This window comes from Rhodococcus sp. NPDC059234, from assembly GCF_042754225.1.
In the GTDB taxonomy this organism is placed as follows: Bacteria; Actinomycetota; Actinomycetes; order Mycobacteriales; family Mycobacteriaceae; genus Rhodococcus_G.
Genome location: NZ_JBHZAH010000028.1, coordinates 1 through 19,899 on the forward strand (window position 1 = coordinate 1; position 19,899 = coordinate 19,899).

A 19,899-nucleotide genomic window follows, 5' to 3' on the forward strand; every position below is an offset into this window, starting at 1 on the left:
GCGCTGTGCCAGCCACTCGATCGGCAGCCGAGCGTACCGACTCCCGACGCCGGTTCTCGGATAGCATGGCGCGATGCGCAGCGACCTGATGAAGAACGCCGAACGCAGCGGTGAGCCGGGCACTTTCGTGCTTCAGAACTCGCGAATGCTCAAGGTGGACCTGGCCGGTACCGGCGGACACTTCCTCGCCCGTCAGGGATCGATGGTCGCCTACCAGGGGGACGTCGACTTCGCCTACCAGGGCAGCGGTGGCCTCGGGAAGCTCTTCAAGAAGGCCCTCACCGGCGAGGGCATGTCGCTGATGAAGGTGTCCGGTAGCGGCGACGTCTTCCTCGCCCGCGACGCCGACGAGGTCTTCCTGCTCGAACTCGAGGACGAGTCGGTGACCGTGAACGGGACGAACGTGCTTGCGTTCGAGAGCTCGCTGAGCTGGGACATCAATCGGGTCGAGGGTGCATCGATGCTCAGCGGTGGGTTGTTCAACACCACCTTCAGTGGGCGCGGTGTGCTCGCGATCAACGTCCACGGCACTCCCGTGGTGCTGAACGTGGACACCCCCACCTATGTCGACATGCAGAGTGCGGTGGTGTGGTCGACCGGGCTGCAGTCGTCCATCCGCAAGACCGCGAAGATGTCCGCCGCGATCGGACGCGGTTCGGGCGAGGCGTACCAGTTGTGTCTCACCGGCAACGGATTCGTCGTCGTTCAGGCCTCCGAGGGTCATCCCATCCCGCAGCACTGAACGGGCTAGGAGCCGACCGGCCGTGAAGATGATCGCCGTCGCCGCAGGAGACGTCACCCTCTCCGATCGGCGGACCAGCCGCAGCTGGTGTGTCGATGTCGATGCCTTCGAGATCGCCGCCACGCCCCTCACCCAGGGCGAGTACGCCGAGATCACCGGTGAATGGCCTGGGGCGACCCGGGGTGCGTGTCTTCCGGTCGAGGGGGTGTCGTGGTGGGACGCGATCACGTTCTGCAACAACATGTCCGAGCGAGCCGGCCTTGTCGCCGCCTACCGCGTTGTCGGCGACGACGTCACCTGGGACACCGCGGCCGACGGGTACAGGCTGCCGACCGAGGCCGAGTGGGAGCGTGCCTGCCGGGCGGGGACGACCGGTCCGCGGTACGGACCCATCGACGAGATCGCCTGGTATCGAAGGAATTCCGACGGCCGGCCGCACGAGGTGGGTGCGAAGCAGCCGAACGCGTGGGGACTGCACGACACCGTGGGCAATGTCTGGGAATGGTGCTGGGACCTCTACGACGCCGAGGTGTACGGCACGTACCGGGTGCTGCGCGGAGGCGGGTGGTTCGACGAGCACTGGAGCTGCCGCGCCTCCGCCCGGCGGCGCAGCCACCCCACCTACCGGATCGACGATGTCGGATTCCGCGTCGCTCGCGGATAGCCCCGCCGACCCTGGACGGAACTGTCGACTCACGCCTGCCCGGGCTTGAGCACGATGAACAGCCCGTGTGCCTCCGCGCAGAGCCGGTCACCGTCGTGCAGCGTGGCGCGCATGAAGACCTTGCGGCCTTCCTGGCGTTCGGCCCAGGCGCGGACCTGCAACTCGGTGTTGAGCGGAGTGACGGATCGATAGTCCACGGTGAGGGCGGCGGTGCGGGTGATCGAACCGGCATGCATCGCGGCGGCCATGCCGAGTAGATCGTCGAATCCTACGGCCACCTGGCCGCCGTGCGCGGCGTTGTTGCCGCCGAGGTGGTAATTGCGGAAGGTGAGACGGGCGTCGACACCGCTGGAGTCGGCGTGATCGATCATGAAGGGCGGGAGCGTGATGTTCCCGCGGGCGGGTAGGTCGAACCGGGTCCAGGTCGGCGTGGACCACTCGTTCACGACGGCTGCGTCCAACTTGTCGTTGAGCTGCTTGAGGATGCCGATCGCGTCCAACGCCAGCTCGTCGGTGGGGCTGGCCAGCCGCGCGCGGTCCATCAGCCCGCGCACCTGCTCGATGAGTTCGCCGTAGTACGGCCCGCCCCGCGTGATGTCGGCGCCGCGTTCCTCGCGGGCGTTGATCAGCTCGGACATCGGCCGGAACCCGCCCTCGTGATGCTCTTGATCGGGTAGCGGGCCGCCAGCCTGTGGTTCGTTCATGAGAACACGTTATCGATCGCGGGCCGAGGTGGCGCGTGCCGGGTTCGCCGCGCGGTCGCGGACGGCGTGCGGATGTCGGGTCGGTGCGTCAGCGTCGATACGAGGTCAGCAGCGTGCGTGCCGAAGTGGCGAGGTCGGTGTCGAGCCAATCGGGCAGTTCGCCGGCATGGGCGTGGCGGCGCAGCGCGGCGTACGGGAGGTCGACGACGGCGCGGCTGACGGCGTCGATCTCCCGCACGCCGTCTGCGCCGAGCAGGTCGCGGGCCAGACGCCGCATGTGCTCGAACAGGGGCGCATTCATCCCGTCGAGGCGGGCGCGGAACTCCGCGTCGGGGCCGCCGTCGAGCAGGTCGCTCGGCCGCAGGTTGAGCAGAAGCTTTGCGTCGTCGGGCAATTCGCGACCGAATTGCACCGATGCCATCGCCATCGCCACGCCCGCCTCGACGGGGTCCGGGTCGTCCGCGACCGCCATGACGCGGTCCTGGAAGCGGGCGAGCGCGCGCAACCACGCCTCGGTGAGAACGCCGTTGCGGCTGCCGAAGCGGTGGTACAGCGTGCCGACGGGGGCGCCACTCGCCGCGGCGATCGCCGCGACGCTGGCCGCGCGCGGACCGTCGGCGAGCACGAGCGCGCGCGCTGCGTCGAGGATCACGTCGGTGTCGTGCTTGCGGGGTGGTGCCATCTACTAGTACGTTCCTTCTATATGGAGCGATTGCCCTACATTGACGAGCATGCCAGATCGATCGACGCGAATCGGGACCGGGCATGGACGGCGTTGCTGAGGGTCATGTGCAAGGACCCGAACGACCCGTCCGCGCCGAGGGGATTCCGGCTCGATTCGGCCGACGCCCCGGCCCGGTTGGCGCTGTCGGGTTGGCACTGGTTCTCGCGCTACGCGCTGATCTTCGAACTCGACGAGGAGGATCCGAGCCACACCCGGATCCGGGCGCAGTCGTGGGCCGAGTTCCCCGGCCTGCACGGCAGGATCTACCGGGCGCTGGTGATCGGCAGCGGCGGTCACCAGGTGGTCGTGCGCCGGCTGCTGCGCCAGGTAGCGGACGCGGCATGATCCCCGGGCTCGTCTGGGGTGCCACCGAGGCCGAGCGCGTCCAGCCCCTGCCGTGTGACGACCTGGGCTTCGGCGGGGTGCAGGCAGATCGGGCCATCAGCATCGACGCAGCACCGCGGGTGGTCTACGCCTGGTTGTGTCAGCTGCGCGTCGCGCCCTACAGCTACGACCTGCTCGACCGCTTCGGCAGGCGCAGCCCGCGCCGCCGCGACCCGGAGCTCACCGAACTCGAAGTGGGGCAACGCTTCATGTCCCTGTTCGACCTGGTGTCCTTCGTTCCCGACGGGCAGATCACGCTGGTCGCCGGCAGGACATGCGTCACCTATGCGGTGCGGCCCGAGGGCGTCGGGACCCGCCTCGTGGTCCGGATGCACTGCAGCGCACCGTGGCTCGTCGCGCGAGCGCTGGCCCTCGGCGATCTGGTCATGATGCGAAAGCAGCTGCTGACGTTGAAGACGCTGGCCGAGGCGGAGCAGCGCACCCTCGCGTGATGTGCGGGGGTCGTCGTCTCAGTCCTTGAAGTAGACCAGCTGGTGGGTCGTCGCCAGCAGCTCGCCGTCGCGGCCCCACAACTCGGCGGACTGGTCGAAGTACCCCTTGCCGAACCGCTGCGCGCGGGCCGTGCCGAGTACCGCGTCACCGGCCTGGTCGGCGAGTGCGGCCGCATCCGCGTGGAAGTACACGGTGAGCGTGACGGTGCCCGCCGGCAGATACTGCCCACGGCGCAGGAACACCCGGGGAAAGAAGATGTCGCTCATGGCCGTGAGGGCTGGGAAGTCCAGCGGACGCGGCGGTTCGTCGCGCATCCACAGCGTGGACGTCGAGTTCGGGTGTTCGGCGGATTCCGTCTTCGGGATGCCGCCCTCGACGAACCGCATCTCGTAGTTGCGGGCCCACGCGATGAAGTCCGGGAAGGATTCGGGTGCAACGGAATCCGATTCGGGAACCGTCGGGATCGAGATCTCGTCGGAGGACCAGGTGTCGCGGCGGGTGCCGAACACGGCGGTCGCGGTGGTGGCGACGACCCCGTCCTGGGTCAGTTCGAGCGCCCAGTGCTGGGTCGACCGGTTGGTCCGGACCGGGCGGGCGGAGATGTCGAACGAGCCCTCGGCGATGGGGCCGGCGAAGTTCACCGTCAGCGACAGCGGGTCGCCGAGCCGGTCCGGGTGCTGCTGTACCGCGCGCAGCAGGGTCGCGGCGGTGATCCCGCCGAACGGACCGACCATGTTGGCGTAGTTCGCGGACGTGCGACCGGTGTACAGCCCGCCGTTCGTCGGGGTCAGTTCGACGGCGTCGTCGAAGGGATGCGGCGGTGCGACGGTCTCGGTCACTACGGTCTCCTCGCGGGTGCTGACGGATCGTGTCCGATTATGACGGACAGCATAATCGGCCCGGCCTTCGCCCCGACGCCCCGGACCGAGTGGCCCGGACGCCGGGGCGAACCGCGACGGCGACGGCTACTGCCTGATCGCCGCCATCATCTGATTCGCGAGCGCGCGCTCACCCTCGGCATTGGGATGCACCGGGACCGGCTGCGTCGCGAAGATCATCGGCTCGACCCAGCGCTGCCCGACCGGCTTGCAGCCGTCCCGGCCCTCGGACACCCGCGACATGTCGACATAGGTCGAGTCGGTCTCCGCGGCGGCGCGCTCGATGGCCTCGTTCAGGGTGGCCTGCAGGTCACGCAGGTACCCGACATCCCCCTCCGCGATCGGCATCTGCGGCAGGCAACCGCCACTCGCGGGCAGCAGCCACGGGTAGCCGGCGATGAGGACGCGGGCGCGGGGCGCCTTGGCGTGGATGTCGCGCAGCGCGGTCACCAGCGCCGGGTAGGTCTGGGTGGCGATCGGTTCAGCCAAGCTGTCGCCGTACTGCGTGCGGCAGGGGTCGACGGCGCCGGGGTGCGACACCATCGCGCCGATGCACTTTGCCATCGCGCCGCCGAAGGTGTCGTTGTTGTTGCCGCCGATCATCAGCGTCACCAACTCGGTCGTCGGCGTGAGCGCCTCGAGCTGTGGCCGCGTGCCCGCGTACTGGGCTCGATAGAAGTCCTCCGTCTTCGCGCCCCCGCAGCTCACGTCGGTGAGCCGGTAGCCGAGCCGCGCGGCGACGAGATGGGAGAAGTTCTGCTCGGACTGCCAGCACTGAAACGGCTGGCCGGGCGCGATCGGCGAGACGCCGGAGCCGGCGCTGAAGCTGTCGCCGAGATTGACGTACTCGAGGCCCGGCCCCGGATCGGCCGTCGCGGACGCGCCTGACGCGATACCCGTCACGACGGCCGCCGCCCCCACGATCACCATGAACCGCCTGACTCCAGCCTTCACCCTCACAATGCCCTCCCCCTCGTCGAATGCCCGGCGTGCTGTGTCGGAAATGCCCAGGTCATCGACCGTGACCCCGATCACAACCGGAAACCGTATATCGCTCGGTGTTCGAAGACAAGGGTCGTGCGCGGCGGCGGTCCGGGCGGTTCGGTCAGGCCGGCCGGTGGTCGGTCAGTTGTTTCCAGTACCGCTCGAGGTGTGCCGCCATGTCCACGGTCGGGTCGAGAAGCCACTGGACCTGCAGCCCGTCCGCGAGTGCGAACAGTGAAGTGGCCGTGGACATCGCATCGATGTCGGGGGTGAGCGAGCCGGATCTCTGCATTGCGCGGAGCGCCGTCGCCACGTACTCCGTACCGGCTCGGTACCGTTCGAGCATGTACGGGTGGGCGGGGTGCTGCGGGTCGGCCGCCGCGGCCGACATGTGGGTGAACAGTTCCACCAGCCCGGGTACGGCGGCATTGCGGCGGACCACCTCGATGATCGCCGCCACCGGGTTGTCGCCTTGCAGCGCAGCGTAATCCAGCTCGTCGCGTTTGCGGAGCACGGCGATGAACAGTGCTTCCTTCGAGTCGAAGTAGTGCAGGATCCCGGTCTGGCTCAGCCCGACCGCCGCGGCGAGCTCATTGATCGACGTCGCGCGGTAGCCCCGTTCGGCGATCACCCGTAGCGCGGCGTCGAGAATCTGCTCCCGCCGCGCGACACCCTTCGCGTAGGAACCCCGCTTTGCCACCCGCCCAGTCTAGGGGCGCACTCGCGGGCGTCGCGTCCCGCCGACGCCTACCTTCCGACCCAGGTCGGCTCGCGCTTGTCCAGGAACGCGCTCATTCCCTCCTGTGCGTCGCAGGTGACGGCGTTCGTGGCCATGGTCTCGGCCATCGCGGTGTACGCCTCGTCCTGCGGGAGGTCGATCTGCCGGTAGAACGCCTGCTTACCGATCTGCAGGGTCATGGCGCTGGCGCCGGTGATCTTCGCGGCCAGCTCACGGACCTGCGCGTCGAGGTCCTCGGGGGCGACGACGAGGTTCACCAGTCCCCAGGCGGCGGCGGTGTCCGCGTCGATGGTCTCGCCGGTCAGCAACATCTGCAAGGCCCGCTTGCGGCCGATCGACCGGCTCAGCGCGACCATCGGCGTGGAGCAGAACAGGCCGATCCGTACACCCGGCGTACCGAACACCGCCGCCGAGGACGCGATCACCAGATCGCACGACGCCGCGAGCTGGCACCCCGCGGCGATGGCGGGCCCCTGCACCGCTGCGATCACCGGCTGCGGGATCTGCTGGACGGTGTCCATCATCTCGACGCACGCGGCGAAGATCTCCCGTTCGTCGTCGAGGGTGCGGTCGATCATCTCGGACAGGTCGTGGCCGGCGGAGAACACCGGGCCGGCGGCGGCAATCGCCACGACCCGCACCGCCGGCTCGGCCGACAGCTTGCGAAGGGCCGCGGTTACCTGGCGCATCATATTGGTGGACAAAGGGTTTCGCTGCCGTGGTCGGTTCAGCACGATGGTGCCGATCCCCGTCTCGACATCGACTTCGGTCCGGACGTCGTCGTCCATGGCACACCTCTTCCGCGGTCGGTGGATTCGATTCGATGCTACGTCTGCGCCGTCCCCGTGGGATGCCCCCGAAAGGGGGGACCGGGCAGGATCGCGGCGACCGTGCCGTGGGGCCGTCCTGTCGCCTCGCAGCTGAGTTACCGCCTCCCGCCAGCCGACCTGGCAGGATCGACACGGTGAGCACCGCGAACCTGACCCGTGCCGAGACCGCCGCGCGATCCGCCGCGGTCACCGTCCGCTCCTACCGCGTCGAACTCGACGTCTCGGGCGCCGCCGATCGGTCCGGTCCGGGCTTTGCATCCACCACGACGATCGAATTCGACGCGACCGTCGAACAGACGTGGATCGATTTCATCGGTCCGTCGGTCGGATCGGTGACCGTCAACGGCGAGCCGGTGGAGGTCGAGTACGACGGAGCGCGGGTCACCGTGCGCGCGTTGCGGCCGTCGAACGTGGTGGTCGTGCGGGCGACCGGCGAGTACAGCAGCTCCGGAGAGGGACTGCACCGCTTCCTCGATCCCGTCGACGGTCAGACCTACCTCTACACGCAGTACGAACCCGCGGACGCGCGCCGGGTGTTCGCGTGCTTCGAGCAGCCGGACATGAAGGCGCCGTTCACCTTTTCCGTTGCGGCTCCGGCCGGTTGGGAGGTGGTCTCCAACCGGCCGGCGGACAGTCGCGAGGACCACGGCGCCCGACAGGTCGTCGAGTTCTCCCCCACGCTGCCGATCTCGACCTATGTCACCGCCATCGTCGCTGGTCCGTACCATCGCGTCGAATCAATGTGGAGTCGAGGCGATCTCGCGGTTCCGACGGCTGTGCTGTGCCGTGCCTCGCTGGCCCGGTACCTGGACGCCGACACCATCTTCGCGGTGACGAAGCAGGGTATGGACTACTTCGCCGAGCAATTCGACTACCCGTACCCGTGGGGAAAGTACGACCAGGTGTTCGTCCCCGAGTACAACCTCGGCGCGATGGAGAATCCGGGTTGCGTCACCTTCACCGAGGCCTACGTGTTCCGCGGAGCGGCCACCGCGGCCCAGTACGAGGGCCGGGCCAACACGATCCTGCACGAGATGGCGCACATGTGGTTCGGCGACCTCGTCACGATGGTGTGGTGGGACGACCTGTGGCTCAAGGAGTCCTTCGCGGACTTCATGGGCGCGCTTGCCAGCGCCGAGGCCACCGAGTGGACCGATGCCTGGGTTGCCTTCGCGAATCGTCGCAAGGCGTGGGCCTACTCGCAGGACCAGCTGCCCACCACGCACCCGATCGTGGCCGACATCGTCGACCTCGAGGCCGCCAAACTGAACTTCGACGGCATCACGTACGCGAAGGGTGCGAGTGTGCTCAAGCAACTCGTCGCCTATGTCGGCCGGGACGCGTTCTTCGAGGGCGCGCGCCGGTACTTCCGGGCCCATGCGTTCGGCAACACGACCCTGGCCGATCTGCTCGCGGAACTGTCGGCGACCTCCGGCCGCGACCTGCAGTCCTGGGCGCGCGCGTGGCTGCAGACCACCGGAATGTCGACCCTGACCCTCGAACGGCGTGGCAAGCGGTACGAGATCGTGCAGACCGACCCGCGGCCGCACACCCTCGGAATCGGACTCTACGACTTCGACGGATCCGGCTCGCTGGTGCTCACCGAGCGTCACAGCGTCGACATCACCGGCGCGCGCACGCCGGTCGAGCTGACCGAGACCCCGCTGGTGCTGCTCAACGACGGCGACCTCACTTACGCGAAGGTCCGGCTCGGGGGGTTCTCCGTCCGCACGGTCGAGGCCTCACTGGACCGCATCGTCGACCCGTTGGCCCGAGGTCTCGTCTGGTCGGCGCTGTGGAACGCCACCCGGGACGGCGAACTGGACCCGCGTCGCTACCTCGGCATGGCTCGCGCCTTCGCCCCCGCGGAGTCGAACACGGCGTTGTCGGCCGCGGTGCTGGCGAACGCGTCGTTCGCCATCGGGCACTACCTTCCGCCCGCGGTGCGGGACCCGTGGCGAGCAGACTGGCTCGAATCATGCTGGGCGGCAATGCACGATGCGGCGCCGGGATCCGGCAGTCAGTTGGCGTGGGCGCGTGCGGTCGCGGCTGCGGCGACGGTCGACGACCGGCGGGCCCGCGAGATCCGGGAACTGCTCGACGGTGCACTGCCCGCGCCCGACGGCCTGGCGCTCGATCCCGACCTGCGGTGGGCCCTGTGGACCGCACTTTCGGCGACCGGGCACGCGGTCGCGGCCGACCTCGACATCGAACTCAGCTTCGACGCGACCGCCTCCGGTCGTACCGCACATCTGAGGGCTCTCGCCGCCCGGCCCGATCCGGGCGTCAAGGCCGACGCGTGGTCGTCGGCGCTCACCGACACCGGGCTGAGCAACGAGCACCTCGACGCCGTCATCGGTGGCTTCCGCGCCGGTGAGCGCCGGGACCTGACAGGCGGCTTCGACTCCGAGTACTTCGAGGCGATCCGCCCGATCTGGGAGGGGCGGAGCATCGAGATCGCCAAACGCATTGTGCTCGGGCTGTTTCCGGCCGCCGAGTCGCTGGGTGCGGTCGACGGATGGCTCGGCGCCAACGCGGACGCACCGGGAGCGTTGCGACGGCTGGTGATCGAACAGCGCGACCACCTGGCCCGTGACCTGCGGGTGCGAGGCGGGGTGTCCCGGACCTAGGGCTGCCGGGCGCCGGGGCACAATGGTGCGGTGCCCATCCGGATAGAGGTCGCCGAACGCCGTGCCCGTCTGGGCCGTCGCCACCATCTCGCCCCCGAGGCCCGCGCCGACGACGTCACGCACGCGGCCAGCAGCATGGTGGCCCTGCACGGCACCGATCCCGCGACCATCTACCTGTCCGCCCGTGCGCGGGTCGACGGTCTCACCGTCGACGACCTCGACCGCGCCCTCTACACGGACCGTTCGCTCGTCAAACACCTCGCCATGCGACGTACGTTGTTCGTGTTCCCGGCCGAGTCGCTGACCTTCGTGCAGGCGGGTGCGAGTAATCGGGTGGCCGACACCGAACGCCGCCGGCTGGTCCGGGAGGTGGAGAAGGCGGGCCTGTTCGACGACGGAGAGCGGTGGCTGCGCGAGGCCGGTGACGCGGTGCTCGACGTCCTGTCCGACGGCAGTCCGATGTCGTATTCCGCACTGCGCGAGACCATCCCGCTACTCGACGGGTCGATGACCTACGGGGAGGGAAAGAGTTGGGGCGGTCAGGTGTCGATCGGGCCGAGGGTGCTCACCGTGCTGTCCGCGGAGGGGAAGATCGTGCGCGCCACCAACGACGGCGCGTGGCGGGTGTCCAGGAACCGCTGGGCGACCACCGAATCCTGGCTGGGGAAGCCCATCGAGCCGTGCGCCGACTCCGAAGGCGTGGCGTGGCTCGTTCGCGCCTGGCTGCGAGCCTTCGGACCCGGAACCGAGGACGACGTCAAATGGTGGCTGGGCGCCACGGCGACGGCCGTGCGAAGGGCGTTGGCCGCGTCGGACGTCGCAACGGTCGACCTCGACGGACGAACCGGTTACCTGCTCGCCGACGACCTCGACCCAGTGGCGCCGGTGGCGCCGTGGGCGGCGCTGCTGCCTGCCCTCGACCCCACCACCATGGGCTGGCGTGATCGGGACTGGTACCTCGGCCCGCACAAGGAGCTGCTGTTCGACGGCAACGGCAACGCCGGACCCACGGCGTGGTGGGACGGAAGGATCGTGGGAGGTTGGTGGCAGGACGAGGGCGGTCAGGTGGTGCTGCACCTGCTCGACGACGTCGGGGCCGAGGCGCGCCGCAGTCTCGAAAGAGAGGCAGATGCGTTGGCGCAGTGGCTCGGAGGGGCCAGGGTCATGCCGAGATTTCCCTCACCCCTGACCGCCCGGCGCGGGTGACCGATCGCGCGAGGCGTGACTTGGCGTGAATTCTCCCGGGCGCGGACCCCGCCAACTGAGCGACCGCGGCCTACGTGAGCGTTCGGACGAACCGTGCGTGTGCGACCGCGGGTGAGCTGACGAACTCCACGCACTGGTAGCCGTCCGCGCCGCCATCGAGGTCGTCGAGGAGCCGCTCGCCGCCACCGAGCAGGATCGGCACGATCGCGACGTGCATCTCGTCGATCAGCCCGGCGCGCAGGTACTGCCGGACGGTGCTCGCACCCCCGCCGATCCGCACGTCGAGGCCGCCGGCGGCCTCGACGGCCTGCTCGAGCGCGGATTCGGGTCCGTCGGAGACGAAGTAAAAGGTGGTGCCGCCCGCCATCGCGACCGGACGTCGCGGGTGATGGGTCAGCACGAACACCGGATGGTGATAGGGAGGGTTGTCGCCCCACCAGCCGGTCCACTCGTCCGTCCCCCACACCCCGCGAACCGGGCCGAACATATTGCGGCCCATGATGGTGGCGCCGACTCCCACGTCCCCCTGCCCGATGAACCGGTCGTCGAGGCCGCTCTCGCCGCCCTCCAGGCCGTGCATGGCTCGGGCCGTCCGGGTCGCGAACGCCCACTCGTGCAACCGCTCGCCGCCCACGCCGAGCGGGTTCTCCGCGTCCTGGTGCGGTCCGGCCGCGTAGCCGTCGAGCGACATCGAAAGGTTGTGTACGCGAAGCTTCGGCATGGTGTCTCCTCTGTCGGAACGCGGGTCGGTCGACCGTGGCCTTCGACAGGTAGACCGGGACCGGCGGTAAAAGTCATCGGGCCGCGCGGACCGTCCGAGGGCCCGTTCTCGTGGGCTTTGGGGGTGGCAGGAACCCACCCGTGATGTGATCTACCTCACTATAACGTAACGATAACGAAAGCCTACGCGATAGATCACGATGCGCCGCCACCTGCGGGAATCAAGTGTACAAATCCCGGTATTTGGACACGTGTCGATATCGGCGCCATTTCGTCGGGTGGTTTTCAGGGCGGTGCGCCGTCCGTATGGTCGGTGACGGCCCGGAAGTCAGGGCCCCTGCCGGACCGCCGCTCAGCCTGCCCCGCGGATCCGGCCCCGAGAACCGCAAGTGGGGCAGCGGCGAGGTCCTCACGACAGACATCGACCTCGTTTGCGGGTACGAAAGGATTCTCCTAGATGACCACGAACCGCGTTCAGAGCAAGGCCGGCAAGGCGAAGAAGACCCTCGGACTGGTCGCCGTGACCGGAGCCCTCGTGGCAATCCCGATGGGACTCGCAGCGGGCACCGCCAACGCGAGCGGCCACAACTGGGACGCCGTCGCACAGTGCGAGAGCGGCGGCAACTGGAACACCGCTACCGGCAACGGTTTCTCGGGTGGTCTGCAGTTCACGCCGAGCACCTGGGCCGCCTACGGTGGTTCCGGTTCGCCGGAGAACGCCTCGCGTTCCGAGCAGATCGCCGTGGCCGAGAACGTGCTTGCGGGCCAGGGCCCGGGTGCGTGGCCGGTGTGCGGCCAGTACCTCTGAGCCACAAAGACATTGCGGTGACATGGCCGTCGTCCCACCCGGGGCGGCGGCCATGTCGCGTTCGGGGAGATCGCGGCACGGCCTCACCGCATGCCTGACGGTGGCCTCGCCGCCGACTGCCGGGGTCGAGCCCCGCTACTCCCCCAACGCATCGCCCAGTGCCCTGACCTGCTCGTCCAGATAGGCGCGTGAGGTCGACGACCGGCGTTCGGTGATGTCGAAGCCGTGATAGGCGCCGGGCAGCACGTGCAATGTGCACGGAACGCCGGCGTCCCGCAGGCGCTCGGCGTACGCGACGTCCTCGTCGTGGAACAGATCGTGGGTGCCGACCCCGATCCACGCCGGCGGCAGTTCGGCGAGGTCCTCGCTCCGGGCCGGAGCGGCCAGTGGCGGGACGGGGCCACCCGCGGCCGGTCCGAGATAGGAGCGCCACCCGTAGCGGTTGCTGCTCAGGCTCCATACCCGCAGGCGCCCTTCGTCGATGTCGGTGCGCTCGCTGGTCCGGTCGTCGAGCATCGGGTAGGACAGCAGTTGGAACGCCGGACGGATCTCGCCGCGTCGGCGTGCCATCAGGGCAAGAGCTGCGGCCAGGCCGCCACCGGCACTCTCGCCGGCGATCGCGATCCGGGTCGGGTCGACGTCGGGTTGCGAGGCGAGCCAGCGCAACCCGGTGTAGCAGTCCTCGAGCGGTGTGGGGAACGGATGCTTCGGCGCCAGTCGGTACTCCACTGACACCGCGACCGCAGCGAGTTCCTCGGCGACCCGTCGGCACAGGTGATCGCCCATCGCGGCGCTGCCGATGACGTAGCCGCCGCCGTGGATGAAGACCACACCCGCCGCGGGGCGCGACGTCGACGTCGGTCGGAACACCCGGACCGTGACGTTCGCGTCGACGTGAACAATCTCGCCGCCCTTCGGCGGCACGGCCCCGGCGAGTCCCGTCAGTCGTCGGAGCGGGCCCGCGGTACGTGGGGTGACGATCGTACGAGGCAGGAACCGCGCGAACCGCAGCGCGGGATCGAAAGCGTGCTCGGACATTCGGCGTCCGCCCTTTCCATCGCGGGGGCTGGAGATGCTCCGGATGGTAGAAGACGCGGCCGCGCCGGGGAGTGCTTCCCGGCCGGGTGTCTACGGGAGCATCGACCCCGTCGCGTTGAACCGTTCGTGGAACGAGAACGCCTCGCCGAGCAGGTGCGGGGTGTGACCGATGCCCGGCGTGGCCTGGGCCCGCTGCACGTAGTCGTGCAGCAGCGGACGGAACTGCGGATGCGCACAGTGGTCGATGACCACCTGCGAGCGCCGTCGCGGGGAGAGGCCACGCAGGTCGGCGAGGCCCTGCTCGGTGACCAGCACCTGGGTGTCGTGCTCGGTGTGGTCGACGTGCGGCACCATCGGAACGATTGACGAGATCGCGCCGCCCTTCGCCGTCGAGGGGCTCAGGAACATCGACACATAGCCGTTGCGGGCGAAGTCCCCGGAGCCGCCGATCCCGTTCATGATCTTCGTGCCCATCACGTGGGTGGAGTTCACGTTGCCGTAGATGTCGGCCTCGAGCATGCCGTTCATCGCGATGATTCCGAGCCGGCGCACGACCTCGGGATGGTTGCTGATCTCCTGCGGACGCAGGGTGATGTGGTTGCGGTAGAAGTCGACATTCGAGGTCAGCTCGGCGAGGCCCTTCTCCGACAGGGCCAGTGAGGTGGCCGACGCGTGCGCGACGGTGCCGTCCTTGATCAGCCTCAGCATCGAGTCCTGGATGACCTCGGAGTAGCAGGTCAGGTTGCGGTAGCCGCCCTGGTCGAGCCCGCCGAGGACCGCGTTCGCTACGTTGCCGATGCCTGCCTGCAGTGGCAACAGGGTGTTGGCGGGCAGTCGGCCCGCCTTGACCTCGTGCTCGAAGAAGTCGAGCACGTGTCCGGCGATCGCGAGGCTCACCTCGTCCGGGTCCGTCAACGGGCTTGCGCTGTCGGGAATGTCGGTCTCGACCACGGCAACGACCTTGGCGGGGTCGACCCGCAACGTCGGTTGCCCGATCCGGTCCTGCACGTGGGTGAGCTCGAGCGGCGTCCGGTGCGGCGGCAGCGCGGTGCCGTAGTAGATGTCGTGCATGCCCTCCATCGCGGCCGGCACCCACGAGTTCACCTCGAGGATGATTCGGTCCGCGACGTCGAGCCAGGTCTTGTTGTTGCCGACCGACGCCGACGGCACGAGTTCACCCGACTCGGTGATGGCCGCGACCTCGACCACGGCCACGTCGACCGTGCCGTAGTAGCCCTCCCACACCTGCTGCGCCACGTGCGAGAGGTGGATGTCGACGTAGTCCATGCGGCCGTCGTTGATCTTCCGGCGCGCGGTCGCCTCCGACTGGTACGGCATCCGTAGCGCGATGCCGTCGACCTCGGCGAGTGCCCGCTCGGTCTCGGCGGAAACGGATGCGCCGGTCAGCAGGTTGATGGTGAAGTTCGAGCCCGCCGCGCGGGCGGCGTGGATGCGCTGCGCGAGCGCGGGGACGATCACCTTGGGGGTGCCGGCCGAGGCAAATCCACTGATGGCGACGGTGTCGCCGGGGTTGATGGCCTTGACCGCATCGGCGGCCGTGGTGACCTTCCGCTGGAACGTCGAGTTGTGGATCCGATTCATCGTGGACTCGAGCCTCGCTCGTTCATCGGCAGCAACACGGCCATCATGTTATCTGGTTGACATAACTGTGCCGACTGTGGGTCGGCGCACAGGTCGCGTCGCGCTCGGGCACAATGCGCAGGAAACGGAGGTGTCGATGAGCGACGCGGAGAACCCCCTCGGTGTGCTGGCTGGATTCGTCGGACGGTGGGTCGGCGCCGGCAACGGTCACTACCCGAGCATCGACGACTTCTCCTACGAGGAGGAGATCGAGTTCACCGCGACGCCCGGCAAGCCGTTCCTGGCGTACCGCTCGCGCACCTGGTCTCCCGGGCGTGAGCGACCGATGCACACCGAGAACGGATACCTGCGCAACTCGGGCGGGCAGGTCGAACTTCTCGTCAGTCAGCCGACCGGATTCGTCGAGATCCACCGCGGCGAACTGCGCGACGGGGTGCTGGAGCTGTCGCAGTTGACGCTCGCTGCCTCGCCGGATGCGAAGCCGGTCCACGAGATTCGCCGCAGGTTCGCGGTGGCCGAGGACGAGCTCAGCTACGACCTGTGGATGGCGCACGCCGAGACGCCGCTCACCCATCATCTGCAGGCGCGGTTCACGCGGCAGTAGCGGACCAGTTCGACGACCAGGGTGTTGACAAGGGGAGGGTGCAACATGGCGACAGTGGCGTTGGTGCTGGCAGGTGGGGGAGTCGCAGGCATCGCCTGGGAGACCGGCTTCCTTCGGGGACTGGAGGATGAATCACCCTCACTGGCAAGGGAACTGCTCGACGCGGACGCGTTGGTCGGAACATCGGCGGGCGCAACGGTCGCGGCACAGGTCAGCAGCGGACTGACGCTGTCCGACCTCTTCGAGGTCCAGGTCGACGGGGTCAACCACGAGATCGCCGCTGTGGCGGACCTCCAGTCGCTCGGCGCGATGTTTGCCTCCGCGCTCGCGGACGACTCCGGACCGACCCGCCGGCTGCAGCTTGTCGGCGCGGCCGCGCGGCAGGCGCAGACCGTCGAACCGGCTCGCCGCCATGCCGTCATCGCCGCCAGGCTGCCTTCGACGCAGTGGCCGGACCGGCCCCTGCTGATCCCCGTGATCGACACCGACACAGGTGAACTCGTGGTCCTGGACAAGGAGTCCGGTGTCGATCTGGTCGACGCGGTCGCGGCCAGCTGTGCGGTACCAGGGGTGTGGCCGGTGGTCGCCATCGGCGATCGTCGCTATATGGACGGAGGCGTGGCCAGCACGACCAACGCCCAGCTCGCGGCCGGGAGCGACGCCGCGGTGTTTCTCGTGCCGGCCGCGGAGCCCGGACCCTACCTGCTCGGCGGCAGCCTCGACGAAGACCTGGCCCGTGGCGCGGCGGCCACGGTGAACCTGGCCGTCTACGCCGATGCCGAGTCTGTCGACGCGATGGGACTCAACCCCCTCGACCCCGAATGCCGGCGGCCGTCGGCGATCGCGGGTCGCAATCAGGGCAGGCGTGAGGCCGCGCAGGTGGCCGAGTTCCTGGCGGGCGTGCGCCGGACGGCCGGCTGACCGGGTGGCGGCGAGGTCCAGGCGCGCGGCGGCCGCGAAACCCGATGCTCCCGTTGCCGCTGCGGGAGAACGCATCTGGGTTCTCGACGTGCCGTTCCGTGCCCCCGCTCCCGGGGCGCGCTACTACGGTGCGATCAAGGCCCACGCGTACGTCGGTGCTCGCCTGCCGGCCGGCCTGGCCCCGTACACGGCAAAGCCGTACTCGTACCAGCAGTGGACGGAGGACGAGCTCAACGGGACCCGCGGCCCGTCCGCCACCGCGGCGGCGAAGCGGCTTCGACCCGAGCAGGTAGAGGGGGCGGCCGCCATCGCGGCCGCTGCGGCCGCCGGCTGGCGCGGGTTCTGCCTCTCGGACGACCCCGGGCTGGGCAAGACGCTGACCGCGGTCGCGGCGGCCAAGGCGGTCGCCGAGCAGCGCGGCGGATCGACCATCCTGGTCACCGTCGACCGGCCGACCTCCATCACCATTCCGCACTGGCGGGCGTCGATCGCCGCGGTCGGGGACGGTGGATACCGGTGGCTGATCATCTCGCCCGATCAACTGAAGAAGCTGATCTCCCGCAACGGTCGCCCGAGGTTCCGGTTCGACGTGGTGATCAACGACGAGGCGCACCTCTTCCGGCACGACTCGCAGCGGACGGACTTCCAGCGGAGGGTCAATCGGCACCTCGACCCCGCGGACAAGGCACCGTTCGTGATCTCGATGACGGCCACACTCGGACATCATCCTGGTGAATGGCGTTATCTTTCATCACTTCTCGCGCAGGTGCACGAGGAGCCGCCCAGTCGGTGGGACGACCTCGGCGCGCGACTGGCCGAGTCCGGGGTGCCGCTCGAGCGCCACCTCGGCCGGTGGAAGTGGACGGCCGAGGCGAATGCCTCTGCCCGAATCCAGGCCAGTGCGGTCGCCAGGGTGCGGGAGTGGATGACCTCGGCGGACCCCGCGGTGATGCTGCACCGGGCCGCGCCGTGGGGACAGGCACCGGTCGACGGTCTGGGGGTCGAACTCGGTATGGCCGAACGCGCGCAGTACGAGATGGACTGGGGCGAGTACCGCCGCGAGATGCGTATCGCCCGAACGGGTTCCGACAGCGCGCGGGGACGGGCCGCGCTGCTCCGGTTCCGGCAGAAAGCGGCCATGATCCGCGCGCCGCACACCGCGGACCTCGTCGCGGCGACCGCCGCACGCGGCTACCAGTGCCTGGTCGCGACGGAAATGGTGAGCACCGGTGCCGAGCCGGTGGCCGACCTGCTCGAAGCGCACGGCATCAGTGTGTCCCGGATCTTCGGCGGCCGCCGTGACGCCGAGCGCGAGCGACTGCGCTTCCAGCGCGGCGACTCCCAGGTGGTCGTCTTCAACACCACCTCCGCGATCAGCCTGCACGCCGCCGAACACCTCGCGGACGGCTCACGCGCGACCGCCACGCCGCGGATCGGTTTCTTCCACCAGCCGCGGTACTCGGGGATCGCGGCGCGCCAGACCATCGGTCGTGCCCACCGCGACTACCAGGTGTGTCCGTGGTCGCTGCTGTACGCGGTGGACACGGTGGAGGAGCAGGCCGCGGTCACGATGGTCGACCGACTGATGGTGCTGTCGGCCGGTGTGGACGGCGACCTGGGCGCGCTCGCCGAGATCGCCCGCCTGTTCGACGCCGACTGGCTCGGGGAGCAGGCCTTCGACTGACGTTGCCCGATCGCCTGACCGCTGGATGGGAGCAGGCCCGCCGCGATGCTCGTTGTTGCGCCTAGCGTGGGATTCGAATCTGTCAGGAATTCGACTCGATGGGAATCTCATGGCGACGTACGTACTCACTGGCGCGGCCTCCGGGCTGGGCGCGGCCACCAAGGCACGGCTCGAGGCCGACGGTCATCGTGTCATCGGTGTCGACCTCCACAACGCCGACGTCAACGTCGACCTGGGCACCGCCGAGGGACGTCGCGAGGCAATCTCGGCCGTCACCGGTCTGCTCGACGGAAAACTGGACGGGTTCGTCCCGTTCGCCGGGCTCGCGGCCGCGACCGGTCGTCCCGCCGGCAAGCTGATCGCGGTCAACTACTTCGGCGCCATCGAACTGCTCGAGGGCCTGCGGCCGCTGCTGGCCGCGGGGGAGCTGCCCTCCGTCGTGCTGATCAGCTCCAATTCGACCACCAGCCAGCCGGGCTGGCCCGTCGCGCTCGCCGACGCCTGCCTCGAGGGCGACGAGGCGAAGGCCAACGAGGTCGCCGACACGTTCGGTGACCTCGCCGCCATCCAGGCGTACCCGGCGACCAAGGCCGCGCTCGCGTACTACGCGCGGACCAAGTCCGCGGAGTACATCGCGCAGGGCATCCGTCTCAACGCGATCGCGCCCGGTCTGATCGATACCCCGATGACCCAGGAGGGTCGCAAGGACCCGATGATCGGGGCCGGTATGGAGCAGTTCCTGGCCACCATTCCCGCCGGCCGCGGGGGCAGGCCGGAGGAAGTCGCGTCGCTGGTGGCCTTCCTGCTGGGTCCGGAGTCGACCTACTTCGTCGGCTCGGTGGTCTTCGTCGACGGCGGCACCGACGCCGCGTTCCGCGGTCGGGACTGGCCGAAGATGTGGGACATCGGCTAGCACGACGGGCATTCGACGGCCGGGCGTGAACCGCCGCGATGAGTTTTGGTCGCGGCGTCAGTCTGTACAAGCGACACCCTCACGCCGAGGATGTGACCAGACGCCCCACGAGCCGAATGGAGCCCCCGATGTCCCGAATGCTGTTTGCGAACCTGCCGGTCAGCGATGTGAATGCCACCCGGAAGTTCTTCGACGGACTCGGCTTCGAGTTCAACGACACCTTCAGCGACGAGCGCACCGCCTGCATGGTCGTCAACGACATGTCGATGGTCATGCTGCTGGAGGAGCCGCGGTTCCGGGACTTCATCGCCGACGAGATCTGCGACACCACGAAGGCCCGTGAGGTGCTGATGTGCGTGTCCGCCGACAGTCGTGCGGAGGTCGACACCCTGGTGGACGGAGCGATCGCCGCGGGTGGCACGGCGTGGATGCAGCCTCAGGAAGAGGGCTTCATGTACGGCCGTGCCTTCCGCGACCTCGACGGTCACGTGTGGGAGGTCATGTGGATGGATCAGAGCGCGATTCCGGGCTGAGCTCGCAGGACACGGGTCGCTCCGCAGGCTCCGCTCCTGCCGACACGGGTCGCTCCGCAGGCTCCGCTCCTGCCGACACGGGTCGCTCCGCAGGCTCCGCTCCTGCCGACACGGGTCGCTCCGCAGGCTCCGCTCCCG

General features: G+C 69.1%; 20 protein-coding genes and 1 pseudogene. 12 read left to right on the forward strand and 9 right to left on the reverse strand.

What is annotated here, in order from left to right:
• The first annotated feature begins 73 nt into the window (after positions 1–73).
• Both ACFXGJ_RS08820 and ACFXGJ_RS08825 read left to right on the forward strand, forming a co-directional pair.
• On the forward strand, positions 74–742 hold the full coding sequence (locus ACFXGJ_RS08820) for an AIM24 family protein (RefSeq protein ID WP_378617971.1): 669 nt from the start codon (positions 74–76) through the stop codon (positions 740–742).
• 28 nt (positions 743–770) lie between these two features.
• Positions 771–1,406, forward strand: a complete 636-nt coding sequence (locus ACFXGJ_RS08825) for a formylglycine-generating enzyme family protein (protein WP_378618014.1) — start codon at positions 771–773, stop codon at positions 1,404–1,406.
• 29 nt (positions 1,407–1,435) lie between these two features.
• Here the strand turns inward: ACFXGJ_RS08825 and ACFXGJ_RS08830 are convergent, their stop codons facing one another.
• The gene (locus ACFXGJ_RS08830; RefSeq protein WP_378617972.1) at positions 1,436–2,110 is read right to left on the reverse strand and encodes a PaaI family thioesterase; all 675 of its coding nucleotides are present in this window, start codon (positions 2,108–2,110) and stop codon (positions 1,436–1,438) included.
• Between the two features lie 88 nt (positions 2,111–2,198).
• On the reverse strand, positions 2,199–2,792 hold the full coding sequence (locus tag ACFXGJ_RS08835; protein ID WP_378617973.1) for a TetR/AcrR family transcriptional regulator: 594 nt from the start codon (positions 2,790–2,792) through the stop codon (positions 2,199–2,201).
• A 21-nt stretch (positions 2,793–2,813) separates the two neighbouring features.
• On the opposite strand from ACFXGJ_RS08835, the gene ACFXGJ_RS08840 reads away from it, so the two are divergent.
• Together ACFXGJ_RS08840 and ACFXGJ_RS08845 are read left to right on the forward strand one after the other, a co-directional pair.
• Complete coding sequence (locus tag ACFXGJ_RS08840; protein ID WP_378617974.1) at positions 2,814–3,179, forward strand: hypothetical protein; 366 nt, start codon at positions 2,814–2,816, stop codon at positions 3,177–3,179.
• Complete coding sequence (locus ACFXGJ_RS08845) at positions 3,176–3,670, forward strand: hypothetical protein (RefSeq protein ID WP_378617975.1); 495 nt, start codon at positions 3,176–3,178, stop codon at positions 3,668–3,670. The genes ACFXGJ_RS08840 and ACFXGJ_RS08845 overlap by 4 nt, the downstream gene beginning before the upstream one ends.
• A gap of 18 nt (positions 3,671–3,688) precedes the next feature.
• Here ACFXGJ_RS08845 and ACFXGJ_RS08850 read toward each other — a convergent pair whose 3' ends face one another.
• From ACFXGJ_RS08850 to ACFXGJ_RS08865, 4 genes are all read right to left on the reverse strand, one after another.
• Entirely contained in the window at positions 3,689–4,510 is an 822-nt protein-coding gene (locus tag ACFXGJ_RS08850; protein ID WP_378617976.1) for an acyl-CoA thioesterase, read from the reverse strand.
• A 126-nt stretch (positions 4,511–4,636) separates the two neighbouring features.
• On the reverse strand, positions 4,637–5,509 hold the full coding sequence (locus ACFXGJ_RS08855; protein ID WP_378617977.1) for an SGNH/GDSL hydrolase family protein: 873 nt from the start codon (positions 5,507–5,509) through the stop codon (positions 4,637–4,639).
• Positions 5,510–5,654: 145 nt separating this feature from the next.
• A complete protein-coding gene (locus ACFXGJ_RS08860; protein WP_378617978.1) occupies positions 5,655–6,233 on the reverse strand; it encodes a TetR/AcrR family transcriptional regulator in 579 nt (192 codons plus the stop codon).
• 47 nt (positions 6,234–6,280) lie between these two features.
• Positions 6,281–7,060: an enoyl-CoA hydratase gene (locus ACFXGJ_RS08865; protein ID WP_378617979.1), complete on the reverse strand. Its 780-nt coding sequence runs from the start codon at positions 7,058–7,060 to the stop codon at positions 6,281–6,283.
• Positions 7,061–7,236: 176 nt separating this feature from the next.
• On the opposite strand from ACFXGJ_RS08865, the gene pepN reads away from it, so the two are divergent.
• Positions 7,237–9,732: an aminopeptidase N gene (pepN, locus tag ACFXGJ_RS08870; RefSeq protein ID WP_378617980.1), complete on the forward strand. Its 2,496-nt coding sequence runs from the start codon at positions 7,237–7,239 to the stop codon at positions 9,730–9,732.
• Between the two features lie 30 nt (positions 9,733–9,762).
• Positions 9,763–10,938, forward strand: coding sequence for a winged helix DNA-binding domain-containing protein (locus ACFXGJ_RS08875; RefSeq protein ID WP_378617981.1), 1,176 nt, complete (start codon positions 9,763–9,765; stop codon positions 10,936–10,938).
• Positions 10,939–11,008: 70 nt separating this feature from the next.
• Here the strand turns inward: ACFXGJ_RS08875 and ACFXGJ_RS08880 are convergent, their stop codons facing one another.
• Positions 11,009–11,659: a dihydrofolate reductase family protein gene (locus ACFXGJ_RS08880; RefSeq protein WP_378617982.1), complete on the reverse strand. Its 651-nt coding sequence runs from the start codon at positions 11,657–11,659 to the stop codon at positions 11,009–11,011.
• Positions 11,660–12,115: 456 nt separating this feature from the next.
• On the opposite strand from ACFXGJ_RS08880, the pseudogene ACFXGJ_RS08885 reads away from it, so the two are divergent.
• Positions 12,116–12,463: pseudogene (locus ACFXGJ_RS08885) on the forward strand (transglycosylase family protein); the annotation flags it as partial.
• A 138-nt stretch (positions 12,464–12,601) separates the two neighbouring features.
• On the opposite strand, the gene ACFXGJ_RS08890 reads toward ACFXGJ_RS08885, so the two are convergent.
• Together ACFXGJ_RS08890 and ACFXGJ_RS08895 are read right to left on the reverse strand one after the other, a co-directional pair.
• Entirely contained in the window at positions 12,602–13,504 is a 903-nt protein-coding gene (locus ACFXGJ_RS08890; RefSeq protein WP_378617983.1) for an alpha/beta hydrolase, read from the reverse strand.
• Between the two features lie 90 nt (positions 13,505–13,594).
• Positions 13,595–15,106 (reverse strand): acetyl-CoA hydrolase/transferase family protein, encoded by a 1,512-nt coding sequence (locus ACFXGJ_RS08895; protein ID WP_378617984.1) that lies wholly within the window; start codon positions 15,104–15,106, stop codon positions 13,595–13,597.
• Positions 15,107–15,242: 136 nt separating this feature from the next.
• Here ACFXGJ_RS08895 and ACFXGJ_RS08900 point away from each other — a divergent pair, with 136 nt between their 5' ends.
• The 5 genes from ACFXGJ_RS08900 (at position 15,243) to ACFXGJ_RS08920 (ending at position 19,761) form a co-directional block, all read left to right on the forward strand.
• Positions 15,243–15,710: an FABP family protein gene (locus ACFXGJ_RS08900; RefSeq protein ID WP_378617985.1), complete on the forward strand. Its 468-nt coding sequence runs from the start codon at positions 15,243–15,245 to the stop codon at positions 15,708–15,710.
• 45 nt (positions 15,711–15,755) lie between these two features.
• Positions 15,756–16,631: a patatin-like phospholipase family protein gene (locus tag ACFXGJ_RS08905; protein ID WP_378617986.1), complete on the forward strand. Its 876-nt coding sequence runs from the start codon at positions 15,756–15,758 to the stop codon at positions 16,629–16,631.
• Positions 16,632–16,719: 88 nt separating this feature from the next.
• A complete protein-coding gene (locus ACFXGJ_RS08910; RefSeq protein ID WP_378617987.1) occupies positions 16,720–18,315 on the forward strand; it encodes a DEAD/DEAH box helicase in 1,596 nt (531 codons plus the stop codon).
• 109 nt (positions 18,316–18,424) lie between these two features.
• On the forward strand, positions 18,425–19,228 hold the full coding sequence (locus ACFXGJ_RS08915; RefSeq protein WP_378617988.1) for an SDR family oxidoreductase: 804 nt from the start codon (positions 18,425–18,427) through the stop codon (positions 19,226–19,228).
• A gap of 128 nt (positions 19,229–19,356) precedes the next feature.
• Positions 19,357–19,761, forward strand: a complete 405-nt coding sequence (locus ACFXGJ_RS08920) for a VOC family protein (RefSeq protein WP_378617989.1) — start codon at positions 19,357–19,359, stop codon at positions 19,759–19,761.
• Positions 19,762–19,899: the final 138 nt, after the last annotated feature.

Bases quoted from the DNA above. Each gene is read 5' to 3' on its own strand.
- ACFXGJ_RS08895 (WP_378617984.1), bottom strand. From the start codon at position 15,106: ATGAATCGGATCCACAACTCGACGTTCCAGCGGAAGGTCACCACGGCC.
- ACFXGJ_RS08830 (WP_378617972.1), bottom strand. From the start codon at position 2,110: ATGAACGAACCACAGGCTGGCGGCCCGCTACCCGATCAAGAGCATCAC.
- ACFXGJ_RS08920 (WP_378617989.1), top strand. From the start codon at position 19,357: ATGTCCCGAATGCTGTTTGCGAACCTGCCGGTCAGCGATGTGAATGCC.
- ACFXGJ_RS08890 (WP_378617983.1), bottom strand. From the start codon at position 13,504: ATGTCCGAGCACGCTTTCGATCCCGCGCTGCGGTTCGCGCGGTTCCTG.
- ACFXGJ_RS08825 (WP_378618014.1), top strand. From the start codon at position 771: ATGATCGCCGTCGCCGCAGGAGACGTCACCCTCTCCGATCGGCGGACC.
- ACFXGJ_RS08820 (WP_378617971.1), top strand. From the start codon at position 74: ATGCGCAGCGACCTGATGAAGAACGCCGAACGCAGCGGTGAGCCGGGC.
- ACFXGJ_RS08880 (WP_378617982.1), bottom strand. From the start codon at position 11,659: ATGCCGAAGCTTCGCGTACACAACCTTTCGATGTCGCTCGACGGCTAC.
- ACFXGJ_RS08865 (WP_378617979.1), bottom strand. From the start codon at position 7,060: ATGGACGACGACGTCCGGACCGAAGTCGATGTCGAGACGGGGATCGGC.
- ACFXGJ_RS08845 (WP_378617975.1), top strand. From the start codon at position 3,176: ATGATCCCCGGGCTCGTCTGGGGTGCCACCGAGGCCGAGCGCGTCCAG.
- ACFXGJ_RS08840 (WP_378617974.1), top strand. From the start codon at position 2,814: ATGGAGCGATTGCCCTACATTGACGAGCATGCCAGATCGATCGACGCG.
- ACFXGJ_RS08915 (WP_378617988.1), top strand. From the start codon at position 18,425: ATGGCGACGTACGTACTCACTGGCGCGGCCTCCGGGCTGGGCGCGGCC.
- ACFXGJ_RS08835 (WP_378617973.1), bottom strand. From the start codon at position 2,792: ATGGCACCACCCCGCAAGCACGACACCGACGTGATCCTCGACGCAGCG.
- ACFXGJ_RS08905 (WP_378617986.1), top strand. From the start codon at position 15,756: ATGGCGACAGTGGCGTTGGTGCTGGCAGGTGGGGGAGTCGCAGGCATC.
- ACFXGJ_RS08900 (WP_378617985.1), top strand. From the start codon at position 15,243: ATGAGCGACGCGGAGAACCCCCTCGGTGTGCTGGCTGGATTCGTCGGA.